Source organism: Streptomyces sp. ITFR-6 (assembly GCF_031844725.1).
Classification (GTDB): Bacteria; Actinomycetota; Actinomycetes; order Streptomycetales; family Streptomycetaceae; genus Streptomyces.
The window spans coordinates 4,295,813-4,311,500 of record NZ_CP134612.1 but is presented as its reverse complement, the minus strand read 5'-3'; the positions used below and the strand labels follow the sequence as shown (position 1 = coordinate 4,311,500).

Annotated in this window: 15 protein-coding genes; 11 read left to right on the top strand and 4 right to left on the bottom strand. The window is 71.7% G+C overall.

The genetic code is table 11. The features are described 5' to 3' along the window. Window positions 1-139 precede the first annotated feature (139 nt). Complete coding sequence (locus RLT59_RS19550; RefSeq protein ID WP_311304585.1) at window positions 140-1,501, bottom strand: molybdopterin-dependent oxidoreductase; 1,362 nt, start codon at window positions 1,499-1,501, stop codon at window positions 140-142. 186 nt (window positions 1,502-1,687) lie between these two features. Between RLT59_RS19550 and RLT59_RS19545 the strand changes: the two genes are divergently transcribed. After that, window positions 1,688-3,082 (top strand): hypothetical protein, encoded by a 1,395-nt coding sequence (locus RLT59_RS19545; protein WP_311304584.1) that lies wholly within the window; start codon window positions 1,688-1,690, stop codon window positions 3,080-3,082. A gap of 99 nt (window positions 3,083-3,181) precedes the next feature. Then, complete coding sequence (locus RLT59_RS19540; protein WP_311304583.1) at window positions 3,182-4,030, top strand: GNAT family N-acetyltransferase; 849 nt, start codon at window positions 3,182-3,184, stop codon at window positions 4,028-4,030. Between the two features lie 172 nt (window positions 4,031-4,202). Here the strand turns inward: RLT59_RS19540 and RLT59_RS19535 are convergent, their stop codons facing one another. Together RLT59_RS19535 and RLT59_RS19530 are read right to left on the bottom strand one after the other, a co-directional pair. Next, complete coding sequence (locus RLT59_RS19535; RefSeq protein WP_311304582.1) at window positions 4,203-5,921, bottom strand: SpoIIE family protein phosphatase; 1,719 nt, start codon at window positions 5,919-5,921, stop codon at window positions 4,203-4,205. Window positions 5,922-6,012: 91 nt separating this feature from the next. Continuing rightward, the gene (locus RLT59_RS19530; RefSeq protein ID WP_399125721.1) at window positions 6,013-6,345 is read right to left on the bottom strand and encodes a hypothetical protein; all 333 of its coding nucleotides are present in this window, start codon (window positions 6,343-6,345) and stop codon (window positions 6,013-6,015) included. Between the two features lie 145 nt (window positions 6,346-6,490). Here RLT59_RS19530 and RLT59_RS19525 point away from each other — a divergent pair, with 145 nt between their 5' ends. The 8 genes from RLT59_RS19525 to RLT59_RS19490 all read left to right on the top strand — a co-directional run bounded on the left by RLT59_RS19525 (window position 6,491) and on the right by RLT59_RS19490 (window position 14,487). After that, window positions 6,491-6,976 (top strand): peroxiredoxin, encoded by a 486-nt coding sequence (locus RLT59_RS19525; RefSeq protein WP_311304581.1) that lies wholly within the window; start codon window positions 6,491-6,493, stop codon window positions 6,974-6,976. A 115-nt stretch (window positions 6,977-7,091) separates the two neighbouring features. Next, window positions 7,092-7,601 carry an NfeD C-terminal domain-containing protein gene (locus RLT59_RS19520; protein ID WP_311304580.1) on the top strand — a complete coding sequence of 170 codons (510 nt, stop codon included), beginning with the start codon at window positions 7,092-7,094 and terminating at the stop codon, window positions 7,599-7,601. A gap of 76 nt (window positions 7,602-7,677) precedes the next feature. Continuing rightward, window positions 7,678-9,117, top strand: coding sequence for a flotillin family protein (locus tag RLT59_RS19515; RefSeq protein ID WP_311304579.1), 1,440 nt, complete (start codon window positions 7,678-7,680; stop codon window positions 9,115-9,117). A gap of 526 nt (window positions 9,118-9,643) precedes the next feature. After that, the gene (locus tag RLT59_RS19510) at window positions 9,644-10,285 is read left to right on the top strand and encodes an HAD family hydrolase (RefSeq protein WP_311304578.1); all 642 of its coding nucleotides are present in this window, start codon (window positions 9,644-9,646) and stop codon (window positions 10,283-10,285) included. 105 nt (window positions 10,286-10,390) lie between these two features. Further along, window positions 10,391-11,578: a helix-turn-helix domain-containing protein gene (locus RLT59_RS19505; protein WP_311304577.1), complete on the top strand. Its 1,188-nt coding sequence runs from the start codon at window positions 10,391-10,393 to the stop codon at window positions 11,576-11,578. 269 nt (window positions 11,579-11,847) lie between these two features. After that, the gene (locus RLT59_RS19500; RefSeq protein WP_311304576.1) at window positions 11,848-12,069 is read left to right on the top strand and encodes a hypothetical protein; all 222 of its coding nucleotides are present in this window, start codon (window positions 11,848-11,850) and stop codon (window positions 12,067-12,069) included. Window positions 12,070-12,739: 670 nt separating this feature from the next. Then, complete coding sequence (locus tag RLT59_RS19495; RefSeq protein ID WP_024492051.1) at window positions 12,740-13,210, top strand: cation:proton antiporter regulatory subunit; 471 nt, start codon at window positions 12,740-12,742, stop codon at window positions 13,208-13,210. A gap of 2 nt (window positions 13,211-13,212) precedes the next feature. After that, window positions 13,213-14,487 carry a cation:proton antiporter gene (locus RLT59_RS19490; RefSeq protein ID WP_311304575.1) on the top strand — a complete coding sequence of 425 codons (1,275 nt, stop codon included), beginning with the start codon at window positions 13,213-13,215 and terminating at the stop codon, window positions 14,485-14,487. An 8-nt stretch (window positions 14,488-14,495) separates the two neighbouring features. Here the strand turns inward: RLT59_RS19490 and RLT59_RS19485 are convergent, their stop codons facing one another. Then, window positions 14,496-15,056 carry a MarR family winged helix-turn-helix transcriptional regulator gene (locus RLT59_RS19485; protein WP_311307784.1) on the bottom strand — a complete coding sequence of 187 codons (561 nt, stop codon included), beginning with the start codon at window positions 15,054-15,056 and terminating at the stop codon, window positions 14,496-14,498. Window positions 15,057-15,385: 329 nt separating this feature from the next. Here RLT59_RS19485 and RLT59_RS19480 point away from each other — a divergent pair, with 329 nt between their 5' ends. Next, window positions 15,386-15,682, top strand: coding sequence for a hypothetical protein (locus RLT59_RS19480; RefSeq protein ID WP_311304574.1), 297 nt, complete (start codon window positions 15,386-15,388; stop codon window positions 15,680-15,682). Window positions 15,683-15,688: the final 6 nt, after the last annotated feature.

Sequence of the window (15,688 nt, the reverse complement as noted above, 5' to 3'; positions counted from 1 at the left end):
ACGACGACGCCGAACGCGTCCCCGGCCAGCAGCCGCACCCCCGCGTACCCCGCCAGCGCGAAGGAGGCGGCCGTCAGAAGGAGGTGCAACGGGCCCTCCCCGTACCGGCGCCGGACGCGATCCAGTGGATTCAGCCTGTTCACAGCTCTCCGAAGGTCAGCCGGGACACCCATTTGGTGTTGAGCACGCCGGGCGCGGCCGGGACGATGATCCGTGCCGGATATCCGTGGTCGGGCGACAGGTCCTCCCCGTTGACCCGCAACGCCAGCAGCGAGCGGGGGTCGCGCACCTGGTTGTCGCGGAGCGCCGCCCGGCGGAACGCCCCGCTGCGCTGCAGGGACTCCACAAGCACCCCCGGCGGGTCGCGCGGGTACCCGGCGAGCTCTGCCAGGTCCCTCAGCCGGACGCCCCGCCACCGCTGGTCAGAGGTGGACCAGCCCTCCACGCAGGCGCTCGGGAGCGCCGCGCTGTACTGGTCCATGGCCAGCAGCTGTTCGCGGGTGAACCGGAGATCACCGGCCGGACCGCTGACGGTCAGCCACCAGCCCTCCCCCGTATCGGCCGAGGTGATCCCGACAGCGGCGGCGGTCTTGTTGATCTGGAAGCCGCCCGGCCCTTGACCGGGTTCGGCGGCGCCGTGCGGGGTGAGCAGGGCGAGGCGCCGCAGTGGCCCGTCGAAGCTCCGCCCGGCCGAGGTGATCAGCAGGACCAGCGAACCGGCACCCACCATCGCCAGCGCCCCGCGCCGGGACAGCGTCGGCGCGTCCGGAGCCGGGGAGGCCAGCGCGTCCCCCGGCACGTTCCCGCTGAGCGCGCCCGACCTCAGCACCCGTACGGCCTGCGGCGCCCGCAGCCCGGCGTGGGCGAGGAACGCGGCGAAGAACACCCACGCCCCGTAGAAGTGCAGCGGGTAGAACGAGCCGGGGAACAGGTACTCCAGCTGGATGTTGAGCAGTCCGGTGACGAACTCGAACAGCGCCCCGCCCACCAGGAGAAGCAGCGAGAGCCGCTCCAGCGCATGCCCCAACGAGCGAACCGGAGGCAGCGCGAAGAGCTTCGGGACGACCGACCACAGCTTGGCCAGCAGCACCGGTACGAGCACGATGCCGACCGTGACATGGAGCCCCTGCGTCAGCCGGTACAGCCAGTGCGGATCAGTCGGCCAGTCGAACAGGTAGAAGCCGAGCAGCCCCTTGTCCGGGGTCTTGTCGTTGACCGGGTTCAGGTCCGGGTTGTACGCGGCGTACGACAGCAGCCCGGTCACGAACAGCAGCGTGATCCCGCCGAGCAGCACCAGGCCGAGCACCGCGGTGAACCGGACCCCGCGCACCGGACTGCGCCAGAACCCGGGAGCGGAGGGAGTCCGTTCGAGAAGCCGGGAGGCGCGTCCGGACAGCGGCGCGACAAGGGAATCGGAAGGGGATCCGGTGGAGGAATCGGCGGAGGATCCGGTGGAGGAATCGGGAAGTCTGAAGCGTCGGAGCCGACGTCGGTCGCCCATGGATCCGACGCTATGCCCGAGGTGCCGGGGCACGGCCCGTACGACTCCTGACGAAACGCTGACGTCGTCCGGCCGCCGCCCGCGACGGGGTGCGGCCGGGTGCGGCCGGATGCGGGAATCTGACGGTTCGGTGACGCGCCCCGCCGGCAGCCGCCCACGCCGCCCCGGCGTGCGTACCGTGCCTGGGTGAAGACCGAGGAACGCGAGGAACAGCGCACCGAACCGGAGAGCGGCCGCCGCAGCGGCGGCCGCGCCGACCTGGCCGCCGCGGGCGGAGCCGTGCTGCTGGTCGCCGCCGCCGTGCTCGTCGGCCGGAACGTCGAGGACTACGCCCGCGTCCTGTACGTCCACTGTCCACCGCTGCTCGCGTCCTGGTACCCGCACACCGGCCCCGGCACCGCGGCCGCGCCCGCCGTCGCCGTGGCCGTCGTGGCGTACGGTCCCGGCCTCGCCGCACGGCTGCGCTGGCGGACCCTGCTGCCGATCTGCTGGGGCGCCTCGCTCGCCTGGGTGTTCTCGCTGGCGCTGATCGACGGCTGGGGACGCGGTATCGCGGAACGCCTCACCACCAAGCACGAGTACCTCAGGGTCATCGGCCGTTTCGACGACATCGGCGCCGCCCTGCGCGGCTTCAACGACCACATCCTGATCGGCCCGCCCGGCAACTGGCCCGCCCATGTCGCCGGACACCCGCCGGGCGCCACCCTCACCTTCGTGCTGCTGGACCGGGTGGGGCTCGGCGGCGGCGCCTGGGCCGGGGTCTGGTGCATCGTCACCGGCACCACCGCCGCCGTGGCCGCGCTGGTCGCCGTCCGGGTCCTGGCCGACGAGCGCACCGCCCGCCGCGCCGCGCCCTTCCTCGTCCTGGCACCGGTCGCGGTCTGGGCGGGCACCTCCGCCGACGGCTACTTCGCCGCCGTCGCGGCCTGGTCCGTCGCCCTGCTGGCCCTGGCCGCGACCGGGAAGGTCCGCAGCCCCTCGGCCGCGGCGCTCGGTGCGGGGCTGTTGTACGGACTGACCTGCTACCTCAGTTACGGTCTGGCGCTCATCGTGCTGGCGCTGCTCACCGTGCTCCTGCTCACCCGGACCGCCCGGCCGGTGCCGCTCTTCGTCCTGGGGGCGCTGGTCGTACCGGCCGCCTTCACCCTGGCGGGCTTCAACTGGTGGGAGGGGTACCACCTGCTGGTCGAGCGCTACTACCAGGCGGCGGGCGGGTTCCGCCCGTACTGGTACTGGGTCTGGGCCAACCTCGCCTGCACCGCGATCGCCATCGGGCCCGCGACGGTCGCGGGCCTGCGCCGGAGCGCGACGGCCACGCCCGGGGCCCTGAACACGCTGCGGACGGGGACCACGGCCGCGCCGCAGCGGCTGGTCCTGGTCGTGCTCACGGCGTTCCTCATGCTGCTGGCCGCCGATCTGTCCGGGATGAGCAAGGCGGAGACCGAACGGATCTGGCAGCCCTTCATGCTCTGGCTGCTGCCCGCCGCCGCGCTGCTGCCCGACCGCGGCCGGCGCGGCTGGCTGGCCGCCCAGGCGGCCGTCGCGCTGCTCGTCAACCACCTGCTCTGGACGGGGTGGTGAACGGGAACAGGGGAGCTGCGGTGGTGAACAGGGGGAACGGCGGGTGGTGAAGGGGGCGGTCTGTCGTTGAACCACCGGCACCCGGGTATGGCTTGTCCCGTGCCGACATTCGAGATCACCACAGCAAGCGCGGACGACATCAGGATGATGGCGGACTGGGCCCATGCCGAGGGATGGAACCCGGGACTGACCGACGGTCAGGCCTTCTTCGCCGCCGACCCCTGCGGCTTCCTGATCGGCAGGCTCGACGGTGCGCCCGTCTCCTGTGTCTCCGTGATCCGCTACGGCAGCGACCACGGATTCCTGGGCTTCTACCTCACCCGCCCGGAGCTGCGCGGCCAGGGCTACGGCAGCCGGCTCTGGGCCACCGGGACGGCCCGGCTGGACGGGCGGAACACCGGCCTCGACGGCGTGGTGGAGCAGCAGGCCAACTACCGCAAGTCCGGCTTCCGCTCCGTCTGGACGAACATGCGGTACGAGGGGCTGGCGCCCGTGGACATCGCACCGCCGGCCGGTGTCACCCTGGCCGATGCCCGCACCCTGCCCTTCGGCCAGGTCACCACGTACGACCGCCGGTTCTTCCCGGCGGAGCGCGACGGCTTCCTGGCGGCCTGGACGACCGCCCCCGGCCGCACCGCGCTGGTCGCGCTGCGCGAGGGAGAGGTGCGGGGGCTCGCGGTGATGCGTGCCTGCCGTACGTCCTCCCGCATCGGCCCGGTGTACGCGGCCACGCCGGATACGGCCGCCGCCCTGGTGAGCGCGCTGGCGGCGACCGATCCGTCCGCCCCGGTCGCCGTGGACGTGCCCGACGTCAACCCGGCGGCGGTACGGCTCGCGGAACAGCTCGGGTTCACCCCGTCGTTCGAGACGGCCCGCATGTACACCGGCCCGGCGCCCGAGGTCGACCACTCCGGCCTCTTCGGCATCACCAGTCTCGAACTGGGCTGACCCGCTGCGGCAACTCCGCCACCCGCGCCAGTGCGAGCGGGCGAGCGGGCGAGCGAGGGCGTTCGCCGTATCGGCTGCCCCGCCCGTCCGTGCGTCAGCTCCGCTGCCCCCGCCCGTGCCGTGCAGGAACTGCTGGACCCGGCCCCGGAGGGACTCGTACTCCTCGCTGGGCTCACCCCGCTTCGTCCCCGGCGCCGGGGGCGAAGCGGGCCCGCGACGCCATCACCGCGATGTCGTCCTCCGCGCCCGGACCGAAGCGGTCGAGCACCTCGTCGAGCAGCTCCTCCAGATTGCCGCTCGCCGGCAGCCTCAGGTCCTTGAGCCGCCCGACGGACACGTCGATGTCCTCACCGCGCCGCTCCACCAGACCGTCGGTGTACATGAACAGCACCGTTCCCGGCGCGCACCGCACCTCCGTCGTCCGGTAGCCGCCGAACCCGGTGCCGAGCGGCGGCCCCGCCGGTACGTCGCCCAGCCGGGTGCCCGCCGGGCCGGGGTCGATGAAGACCGGCGGCAGATGGCCGGCGCTCGACACCAGGCACCTCCCGCCGGACCGGTCGACGACCGCGAGGAGACAGGTCGCCGCCCGGTCGAGCCCCGACCGCTCCACCATCCGGTCGAGCTGCCGCAGGATGCGGTGCGGCGGCAGCTCCTCGTCCGCGAGCAGCCGCAGCAGCGAGCGGTAGTGGCTCATCGCGACGGCCGCCTCCACGCCGTGGCCCATCACATCGCCCATCGCCTTGAGGTGGCGGCCGTCGCGCATCGGGATGATGTCGAACCAGTCGCCGCCGACCAGCACGCTCCGGTCGGCCGGCAGATAGCGGGTGGCGACCTCGATGTGCGGGTGCGGCTGACGCGGTTCGGAGAGCAGGGAGCGCTGGAGCTCCAGGGCGATGGTGTGCTCGTGGGTGAACCGGCGCGCGTGGTCCAGATCGACGGCGGCCCGTCCGGCGAGCTCCCGGGCCACCACCACGTCCTGCTCCGTGAAGGGCGGCGAGTCCCCCGCCCTGACCAGGCCGAGGACGCCGATGGGCCCGCCGCGCACGGAGACCGGCACGATGACCGCCGAGTGCATCCCGAGGGTCCGGTAGGCGGCGACCCGGTCGGGGGAGGGCGCGGAGCGGCCCAGCTGCTCGTCGCCGGTGAAGTTCTCGACGACCGGCTGGTTGGTGGCCAGGCAGCGCGTCACCGCCGCGTCCTCCTGGTAGTCGATGTAGTCCCCGGCCACCCCGAACCGCGCGACCCGGTCGCGCAGCTCCGGCACCGCCGTCATCGCCGCCCGCCGCAGCCGGGTCACTCCGGGCGGTGCGGGGCGCACCAGCGGGGCGACGTCCCTCGGGAACACCTCGACCGTGGCGAGGTCCGCGAGCCCCGGTACGACCAGCTCGACCAGCTCGGCGCAGGTGGTGTCCATGTCGAGCGTGGTGCCGATGCGGGTGTTCGCGGTGTCCAGCAGACGCAGATGGCGCCGAGCCTGGGCCAGCTGGCGCCGCTCCTCGTCGGAAGCCATGACCTCCATCAGGATGCCCGCGACACCCACCACCCGGCCGGCCACCTCCAGCCGGTGGTACGCGCCGTGCCAGTAGCGCCGGACGCCGCCAGGACCGGCGGGGGGCCGGCCGCTGGAGGTGATCTCGCGGGACAGCCCGTCGGAGAGCACCGCCAGCATCAGGTCCTCCCGGGCGTCGACCTCGGGGAGCACCTCGGCGACCGTACGGCCCAGGTGCTCCGCGGCCGGGATGCCGTTGATCCGTTCGAGGGCCGGGTTCACGTAGAGGTAGCGCAGCCTGGTGTCGAGGACCCCCACCCCGGCCGTGGTTCCACCGATCAGGGCCGCGAGCGCCGTGGTGTCGAGCGGCGGCGGACTGCCGGCGTACTCATCGGCCTGCAAGGCAACCTCCTGGGACAGGGCGCGGGCCGCCCGACTGCCCGGCCCCTCATCGTCGGCCGCCCGCACCGGCCCCGCATCCGCAGACGGCTGATCAGCGCGCGGTACCCGAGCGCGCGGGCCCGCCCGCCGCGCCGGGGAGCACCCGGTCCAGCTCCACCGGGATGTCCCCCGCCGCCCGCCGCAGCTCGTCCAGGGCGCGCACGGCATCGTGCAGCGGATCGGCCCGCGCCCCGTTCCAGCCCCGGTGCCCGTACCGGACGGCGCGCACCAGGACGTCCCCCGGCAGCGCCCGCCGCAGCGCGTACGCGAAGGGGCGCATCCGCAGCGCGGGCAGGTTGAACGGTCCGGGCGGCGGCGCCCCGAGCCCGTCCTCCCGTCCGCCGTGCAGCAGGAGTACCGCCGCCGCCGGTTGTCGTCGTGTCATGCGTACCTCCGGTGCGGATGGGTGGAGCCGTAACGAGCATGCTGTACGAGCACGGACGGCACCGTCACAACGGAAAACGAGCGGCGCGGAACAGCAGCGCAAACCGGCAACGCGAAACAACGACAAGCAACAAAGGACACACACCATGGGCTCGTCACCACAACTCGGCAGTACCGTCCCGGACTTCACCCTCCCGGGAGGCTCACTCGACGGGGATACGTTCGAACGCCGCGACTACACGCTCTCCGCCGCCCGGGGCCGGGCCGTGGTCCTCGCCTTCTACCCCGGCGACAACACGGCGGTGTGCACCAAGCAGCTGTGCTCGTACTCCTCCGGCATGGAGACCTTCGAGGGGCTCGACGCGCAGGTCTGGGGGATCAGTCCACAGGATGTGGACAGCCACGAGTCCTTCGCCCGCGCCCAGGGCCTGCGGATGCCGCTGCTGGCGGACACCGGCCGCGAGCTCGCCCGGACCTTCGGGGTGGCGGCACCCGGCATCGGCGTACGCCGGGCGGTGTTCCTGATCGACGCGGAGGGGGTGCTGCGCTGGAAGCACGTAGCGCTCCTCGGTGCCACGTTCCAGTCACTGGACACCCTGGCGGGCCACCTCTCCGGCATCCAGACCCCGTAGAAGACTGCCGGAACCCGGCAGTGTCACCGGTACGGCAGGTATGGGACCATCCAGCCAGTTCGACGGAAATGTTCGGGGGATTCCGCGGATTCCGCAGACTGGGAGGGGTGATCACGTGACCTTGTTCCTCGGTCTCGGCATTGCGGGAGTCGTGCTGCTGGCGCTGTCCCTGATCTTCGACGGAATACTCGAAGGTCTCTTCGGGGGTGTGCTGGACGGCCTCTTCGACGGGCTGCTCTCCCTCCCGGTGATCGCCGGCTTCGTCTCGATGCTCGGTTTCGGCGGCGCCATCGTGCTCGGCACGACCGGCGTCGGCACGTTCGCCGCCGTGGGGGCCGGTGTGGTGGCCGGTCTGGTCGCCGCCTGGCTCACCTATAAGTTCAGCCAGGCCCTGATGCGGGACCAGACCAACGCCACACCGCGCGAGGAGGATCTCGTCGGCTCGGCCGGGTCCGTGGTCACGGCCATTCCGGCCAACGGCTACGGCGAGGTGCTGCTGCGGCTGGGAGGGCACGTCGTGAAGCTGTCGGCGAAGAGCCCGGTGCCGGTCGAACGCGGCACCGAGATCTGGGTCGAGGCCACGCTCTCGACCACCTCGGTCTCGGTCCGCCCCGTCGAACGCTGAGCCGGCAAGCCGGCCGGCCCATCACCGCTCGCAACAGAACTGCCGTCCCCGTCGGGAGGCAGAGGGGGACACCCTTATGAGTCCAGTACTGATCGCCATCGTCGGAGTCGTCGTACTCCTCGTCCTGCTGGCCCTCGTGGTCATCACCCGTTACAAGGTCGCCGGGCCCAGTGAGGCGTTCATCATCACCGGCCGGCGCGGCAAGAAGTCCGTCGACCCGGTGACGGGCCGGGCCAGCATCGACAACAGCGGCCAGAAGGTCGTCGTCGGCGGCGGCGTCTTCGTCGTCCCGTTCGTCCAGCAGAAGTTCACCCTGGACCTCTCCAGCCGGCACATCCCGGTAGCCGTGCGCGGGGCCGTCACGCTGCGCGGGGTGAAGTCCAACCTGGAGGGCGTCGCGATCGTCAAGGTCGGCGGCAGCGAGGACGCCATCCGGGCCGCCGCCCAGCGCTTCCTGCAGCAGCAGAACGGCATCGTCGGCTTCACCCAGGAAGTGCTCTCCGGCGCGCTGCGCGCCATCGTCGGCCGGATGTCGGTCGAGGACATCATCCGCGACCGGGCCGCGTTCGCCGGCCAGGTGGCGGAGGAGGCCGAGGCCAGCCTCTCCGGCCAGGGCCTGATCCTGGACGCCTTCCAGATCCAGGACATCACCACGGAGGGCTCCTACCTGGAGGACCTCGGCCGCCCCGAGGCCGCCCGCGCCAAGCAGGAGGCGGACATCGCGGAGGCGATCGCCCGCCGCGCCTCCGAACAGGCCCGGCTGAAGGCCGCCGAGGAAATCGCCATCGCCGAGCGGACGTACTACCTCAAGCAGGCCGAGATCAAGGTCGAGACGGAGGCCGCCGCCGCGAAGGCCAACGCCGCCGGTCCCCTCGCAGAGGCCGCCCGCCGCCAGGAGATCCTCCAGGAGCAGGAGAAGGTCGCCGAGCGCCAGGCCGCCCTGACCGACCGCGAGCTCGACACCAAGGTCCGCAAGCCCGCCGACGCCGCCCGCTACCAGGCCGAGCAGGAGGCGGAGGCCCGCCGCATCGCCCAGGTCAAGGAGGCCGAAGCGGACGCGGAGCGCTCCCGCCTGACCGGTGAGGGCGAGAAGCTGCACCGCTCGGCCCTCGCCGACGCCGTACGCATCGAGGGCGAGGCCCAGGGTGCCGCCATCGCCGCGCGGGGCTCGGCCGAGGCGGAGGCCATGCAGAAGAAGGCGGACGCCTTCGCCCAGTACGGCGACGCGGCCGTGCTCCAGATGCTCGTCGAGGTCCTCCCGCAGGTCGTCGCCAAGGCGTCCGAGCCGTTGAGCGCCATCGACAAGCTGACCGTGATCTCGACGGACGGTGCGAGCCAGCTCTCGCGCACCGTCACGGACAACGTCGCCCAGGGCATGGAACTCCTCAGCTCCACCACGGGCGTCGACCTCGCCGCCCTCCTGCAGAACCTCAAGGGCGCCGCCCCGAAGCCCGACGTCCCGGCCCAGCCGGAACCGTCCACCCCGCAGAACGGCAAGATCGAGGTCACGGACTGACCCCGACCACCGACCACCGACTACCGACTACCGACACCCGATAGCAACACCCGCGCGTGCCCGGCCGGTTCCCCCCAACCGTCCGGGCACGCGCACGTCTGGGGGGCGGTCGGGGGCTCTGCCCGTACGGGGCACGGCGCGGAACGGCACTGCGCGCGTGCGCGGGGAGCGCCAACCTACTCACGTGAGTAGGTTGGCGCTCCGGGTTCATCCCCACGTGCGCGGGGAGCAGCGGTCGTGCCAGTCCCCCGCCTTGTTCGGGGCGGGTTCATCCCCGCACGCGCGGGGAGCAGTCTCTGTGACCTGCGGGTTTACCCGACGGACTGGCCAGATTCGAGCAGCTTCCCTCCGGCCCCGGCACCCCTCGGCCGACAACCGCCCCGATGACCGCTGCCGGAACGCGCAGATTCCCATGTTCACACGGCCTGCTAACGCACGGCGAGATGCCTGGCCTGGAGGGTAGAGGGACGGGCATGCCCTCAGAGTACGGCCGTGGTCTGACGACGCCCCCGCGTAGGGTCGAAACGTGATTGAGACCATCGTCCTCGATGTCGGCGAAACCCTGATCCGCGACGACCGGTACTGGAGCGCCTGGGCCGACTGGCTCGACGTACCTCCGCACACGCTCAGCGCCCTCGTGGGAGCCGCGGTCGTCCAAGGTAGGGACAACGCAGACGCCTTGCGACTTCTGCGCCCCGGCATCGACATCGCCGCCGAATACGCCGCCCGCGAGGCAGCAGGCCGTGGCGAATCCCTTGACGAGCGCGACCTCTACGCCGATGTCCGCCCCACCCTGGCGGCGCTGCAAGGGCGGGGCATCCGCGTGATTGTGGCCGGCAACCAGACGGCGAAGGCGGGCCAGTTGCTACGCGCCTTCGATCTGCCCGCCGACCTGGTGGTCATGTCCGCGGAGTGGGGTGTCGCGAAGCCGGCCCCGGAGTTCTTTGCCCGGGTCCTGGCGGTGTCCGGAGCGGGCCCTCAGTCAACGCTGTACGTCGGCGACCACCCTGCCAACGACGTGTTCCCCGCCCGCGCGGCCGGGCTGCTGACAGCCCACATCCGTCGCGGCCCATGGGGGTACTGGTGGGCCGACGACCCTGAGGTGCGGGCCGCAGCGGACTGGTCCATCAACTCACTGACCGATCTGCTGGACGTGGTCTCCCCCTGACCGAACCAGCCACCCCCGAGCACGTGTCGGGGGTGGAGCCGTTCGCGCCCCAACAGCACATAGCAGCCGGTACGGTTCGAAGTGGACGCCTCGAACGGAGCCCGGATGCCATCGACCCAGCCGGGTTCGGTAGGCCGGCGCATTGCGTACTACCGCAGCGTCGCCCGCCCGAGAATGACCCAGCAGCAACTCGCCGACCGCGCCCACGTCGCCCTCGGCACCATCCGCAAGATCGAGCGCGGGGAGCGCGGCGTCACCGACGACACCCTCGATGCCGTCGCGGGAGCTCTCGGCGTGGACCCGTCCCGGCTCGTCGCCGACCGGGAGCGCGTATCCACCCGCATCCGCGACGCCCTCCCCGAACTCTCGGCAGCCATTGCCACCTATGACATCCCCGACGGCGGCCCCGTCCGACCGATGCTTCAGCTGCGGGCCGCGGTCGACCAGGCCACGGCGTGGCGCCTGTCCGCCCAGTACCTTCAGATCGTCCGCGCGGCTCCCGCCCTTCTGGCCGAACTCGCCCGAGCCGCTCGGACCGCGTCGGGGACCGGCAGTCCCGAGTTGGCGTCGCTGCTCGTCACGGCCTACCGGTGCGCGGATTCCGTCGCCTACAAATACGGGGCGCGAGACCTCTCCGCCCGGCTCATCGAATTGATGCGCTGGGCAGCCCGTGGCGCTGACGACCCGCTGCTGTCCGCCACCGTCAGCTATGTCCGTACCGAAGTCTTCTTCGCCGCCCGCGCCCACGAGCCAGGACTCCGAGCCCTGGAACAGGCCGTGGACGCATGCCCAGCCCCAGACACCAACGAGGCTGCCGCCGCCCGCGGCGCACTGCACATGCGCGCTGCTGTGATCGCAGGCAGGGCTGGGTACACCGACGCGGCTGACGACCACCTCGATGAAGCGAGGGCCCTGGCCGACCAGGTGCCCGAAGGCATCTACCAGGGGACCGCGTTCGGCCCAGACAGTGTCCGCATCCACGAGGTCGGTGTGGCGGTCAGCCTCGGCAACGACCACGTTCAGCGCGCCTTCGATGTGGCCCGTGAGTGGAAGCCGCCCGCCGACCTGCCGGCCGAACGGCGCAGCGGCTTCTACATCGAGCTCGCCCGCGCCCAGTTGTGGGGCGGCCTCATGGACGACAGCTTCGAGTCCCTCAAGGCCGCCCGCCGAATCGCCCCACAGCACACCCGCGAACACCCGTGGGTTCGGGAGGACGCGGCAACACTGCGCCGACTGCGACGCGCTGATGCGGAATCGCTGACGAACTTCGCCGAGTGGTGCCACGCGGGCTGAGTGCATCCGGTACCCCTGGCTGGGGTACTTGTGCCCATCGCCACGGCTCATGATCTGCCTCGTCAACGGAAGCGGCAGATGGGACAGGCTATGAGTGCGTCACTCACACTGACCGAAGCGGTCGGAACCGGCGAGCAACCGAGCTTCGCCTGCTGGTTCTGTGGCTCCGTGAACGGCACGCTCGCTCCCGTCGGCGAGATCACCCTGGATGACGGCACCAGGGCGTGGTCGGTCACCACTTGCTCGGCTCCACAGGGGAGGCGGCTGACGTGACCACGCGAGAACTCCCGCCCGTCAACAAGCTCACCATGCAGCAACAGCGCGGATGGCGGTGCGTCTGGTGCCGGTACCCGCTCACGGTCGGAGCGGACGTCGACCTGGGCGAGCAGCGCGCACGGCCGAGCGATGGGGCTGCCTACTCGTGGTTCCCGCGAGCCTGCTCGGACGTAGCCGTCTGCGTGGTTCGCGAGGCAGAGCAGGCCCGGAAATGATCTGCGGACGCTGCGACCAGCTGATCAACGGTGACGCGGTCCGACTCGACCACTCCGATTCCATGAGCGGAGCCCGACCTGATGCCTGGTCGCACCCCACCGACGACCCCGACTGCAGGGCTCCGCGGTTGGCACCTGGTTATGAGTCACCACTGCGACGGGCATTGCGGCGAGGCTGAGCACGCCCTGCCATGCCGTGGCCCGATCGAGTACGGGCTGTCCTGGAATCTGGCCACCGGACATACGCGCGGTGACCGCACCCCGTGGTCTCCACGTATGTGCACGACGGGACCCTAGGGTTCATCCCCGCACGCGCGGGGAGCAGACTGCCTGACCTCGGGTTCTCTGGCCGCATCCTGCCATTTCGAAGCAGCTTCGTGAAGTCCGTCATACATGGGCAAATCGACCAGCACTAACCCGGACCCGCACTGCCCGCCGCCCGAACCGCACAAGCCGCGCTCCCCCGCCGCACCGCCCGCCCGTGGCACCGAAGAGCGAAAGGTGCCCCGGAGGGAACCGTCTGCCGGAGAGTGAGGCGCAGCCAGAGGGGCGTCCGCCTGCGGGCGGAACACAAGGCCGGAGGGCCCGTCGATGGTCCGGTTAGGGTAATGCGGGACTAAAGAGATCACCAAGTGCGTTTCGTAAGCGTCGCGCTCCTCGGGAGGAAGCCATGGGAACCCACCGCACCACGCTGCCCGGAGTCGGAGTGCAGTACGACTACACCACCGAGACGGGCCAGCACATTTCCGTCGTCGTGCATCACGACGGGCGGCGGTTCATCGGGTTCTACGACCAGGACGATCCTGATTCGTGCCGGCTCTCCGTACCCCTGACTCCACAGGAGGCCACCGGGCTCGCGCATCTCATCGATGCCGCGCCGATCGACGCCGTGCGGACCGAGGGGATTGATCTGGTCACCGAGCACATACCGCTCGGGACGCGGTCGCCGTACGGCGGGCGGTTGCTCGGGGACACCCGGGCTCGGACCCGGACCGGGGCGTCGATCGTGGCGGTGTTGCGTACGCACAGTGCGCATCCGTCGCCGGGGCCGGACTTCCGGCTGGCCATCGGGGACACGCTTGTCGTCGTCGGTACGCGCGAGGGCGTGGACACGCTCTCCGAGATTATTGCGGAGGGCTGACCGTGCACGACACGACCGCACTGCTGGTGGAGTTCGGCTCCGTGATTCTGGGGCTCGGCATCATCGGCCGATTCGCCGGCCGAATAGGCCTCTCCTCGATTCCCCTGTATCTGCTGGCCGGGCTCGCCTTCGGTGACGGCGGGCTGCTGCCGCTCGGCGCGAGTGAGGAGTTCACCGCTGTCGGCGCCGAGATCGGCGTCATTCTGCTGCTGCTCCTGCTGGGGCTGGAGTACAGCGCCAGTGAGCTCGTCACCAGTCTGAAGACGCAGTATCCGTCCGGGGCCGTGGACTTCGTGCTCAACGCCACCCCCGGTGCCGTCGCCGCGCTGCTGCTCGGCTGGGGGCCCGTGGGGGCGGTGGCTCTGGCCGGGGTCACCTGGATCTCGTCGTCCGGGGTGATCGCCAAGGTCCTCGCGGACCTGGGGCGGCTCGGCAACCGGGAGACGCCCGTCATCCTCGGGGTGCTCGTCATCGAGGACCTGTCGATGGCCGTCTATCTGCCGCTGCTCACCGCGATGCTCGCGGGTGTGGGCTTCGCCGGGGGCAGCATCGCGCTGCTCGTCGCGCTCGGCGCCGTCGGCTTCGTGCTCTACCTCGCGCTGCGGCACGGGCGGCTGATCAGCCGGGCCGTGTCCTCCGACAATCCCGAGCTGCTGCTGCTCGTCGTGCTCGGGCTGACCGTGCTGGTCGCCGGGGTCGCCCAGCAGTTGCAGGTGTCCGCGGCCGTCGGGGCGTTCCTCGTCGGCATCGCGCTCTCCGGCGAGGTCGCGGAGGGGGCGCGCAAGCTGCTGACCCCGTTGCGGGATCTCTTCGCCGCCGTCTTCTTCGTGTTCTTCGGGCTCTCCACCAACCCCGCGGAGATCCCGCCGGTGCTCCTCCCGGCCGCGTTGCTGGCCGTCGTCACCGTCTTCACCAAGATCGCCACCGGCTGGTACGCGGCACGGCGGGCCGGCATCGGTTCGCGCGGGCGCTGGCGGGCGGGCGGCACGCTCGTCGCACGCGGCGAGTTCTCCATCGTCATCGCCGGTCTGGCCGTGGCGACCGAACCGCGCATCGGCCCCATCGCCACCGCGTACGTCCTGATCCTCGTCGTCGTCGGCCCGCTCACCGCACGCTGGACGCAGCCGATCGTCGAGAAGATCCAGGAGTGGCGCGACGGCAAGGGGGATACGCCCGCCGCGTCGTCCGGAAACGGTGGCAGTAGCAGTGGCAGCAGCGGAACCGTTCCTGCCGCGCGGGTACCCGCTCCGCAGGAGGAGCTGGCCCAGACCGACTGAGCGCGGCGTCAGCCGTCCTGGGCGGCGGGCAGGTCGGGCAGCCAGCCCAGCGGATACGCGTCCGCGCCGCCCCCGGGAACGGCCGGCTCGCCGCCCGCCGCGGTGAACGCCGTCAGCGCCTCGATCAACGCGGACCGCTGCTCCGGCGCGAGGCGTTCGACGATCGAGGCGATCTCCCGGCGGCGGCCGGCCGTGACGTCCTCGACCAGCTGGAGCCCGCCCGGGGTCACCCGCAGTGCCGTCTCCCGGCGGTTGGCCGGGTTGACCTGGCGCTCGGCCAGACCGGCGACGATCAGCCGGTCCAGCATGCGCATCGCGGTCGACGGATTGACGCCCAGGCGCTCCGCCAGCGAGACCAGCTTGGCGTCCCCGTGAGTGGCCAGGACCACGAGCAGCCGGAACTGCGGCAGCGTCACCCGGTCCTCGACCGCCGCCAGCGACCGGGCGGAGACGGCCACCAGCAGTCGCGACGCCGTCAGCACCGCCCGCGTCACCGCGTCGACGTCGTCCCTGCCAGTGGCGGACGGGTCGGTCGGTCGTTTCTCAGATGCCTGTTCGTGCGCGGCCATGCCTCTGTACCGCGCCGGACCGCGTACTCCCACCGCGGGAGTGCCGCCCGCGACGGTGACGTAGATCTTGTCACTGTGCAACGTTTGCACAGTGACACATCGATCCGCGGACTCGTCCGTGCCCCGTCGCCCCGTAGCGCCGACCGGCTGGCGGCGTAACGGCGCCCGGCTCCCGGCTCCCGGCTCCCGGTCCATATGTTCCGGGCCGGGCTCGGGCCACTGTTCCGTGGGCGGCTGCTGCTCCTCGTCCACACCGGCCGCACCTCGGGACAGCCGCGCCGGACCGCCGTCGAGGTGGTCGAGTCCGCGACGGTCGGCGGAGCTGAACCGTGGCGTCCGGATTCGGGCCCTGCGCCGACCGGTACCGCAATCTGCGACGTACGCCGCAGGACACCGCGCAGATCGGCCGCCGGTTCCACGCGGTGACGGAGGTAGAGCTGCCGGCCGGGGAGGGTGGCGAGCTGATGGTGCGGTACGCGCCCCGGCATCCCCGGGTCGCCCGGCGGCTCTGCTCGTATCTGGGGTTCACGGTCGACGGCAGCGCGGAGGGCTACCGGTCCGTCGGCGGGTCCATTCCGTTCGTACGCCTCACCGAGGGCGCCCCGGCCCGCCGGAGCGACCGCTGAGAGCCC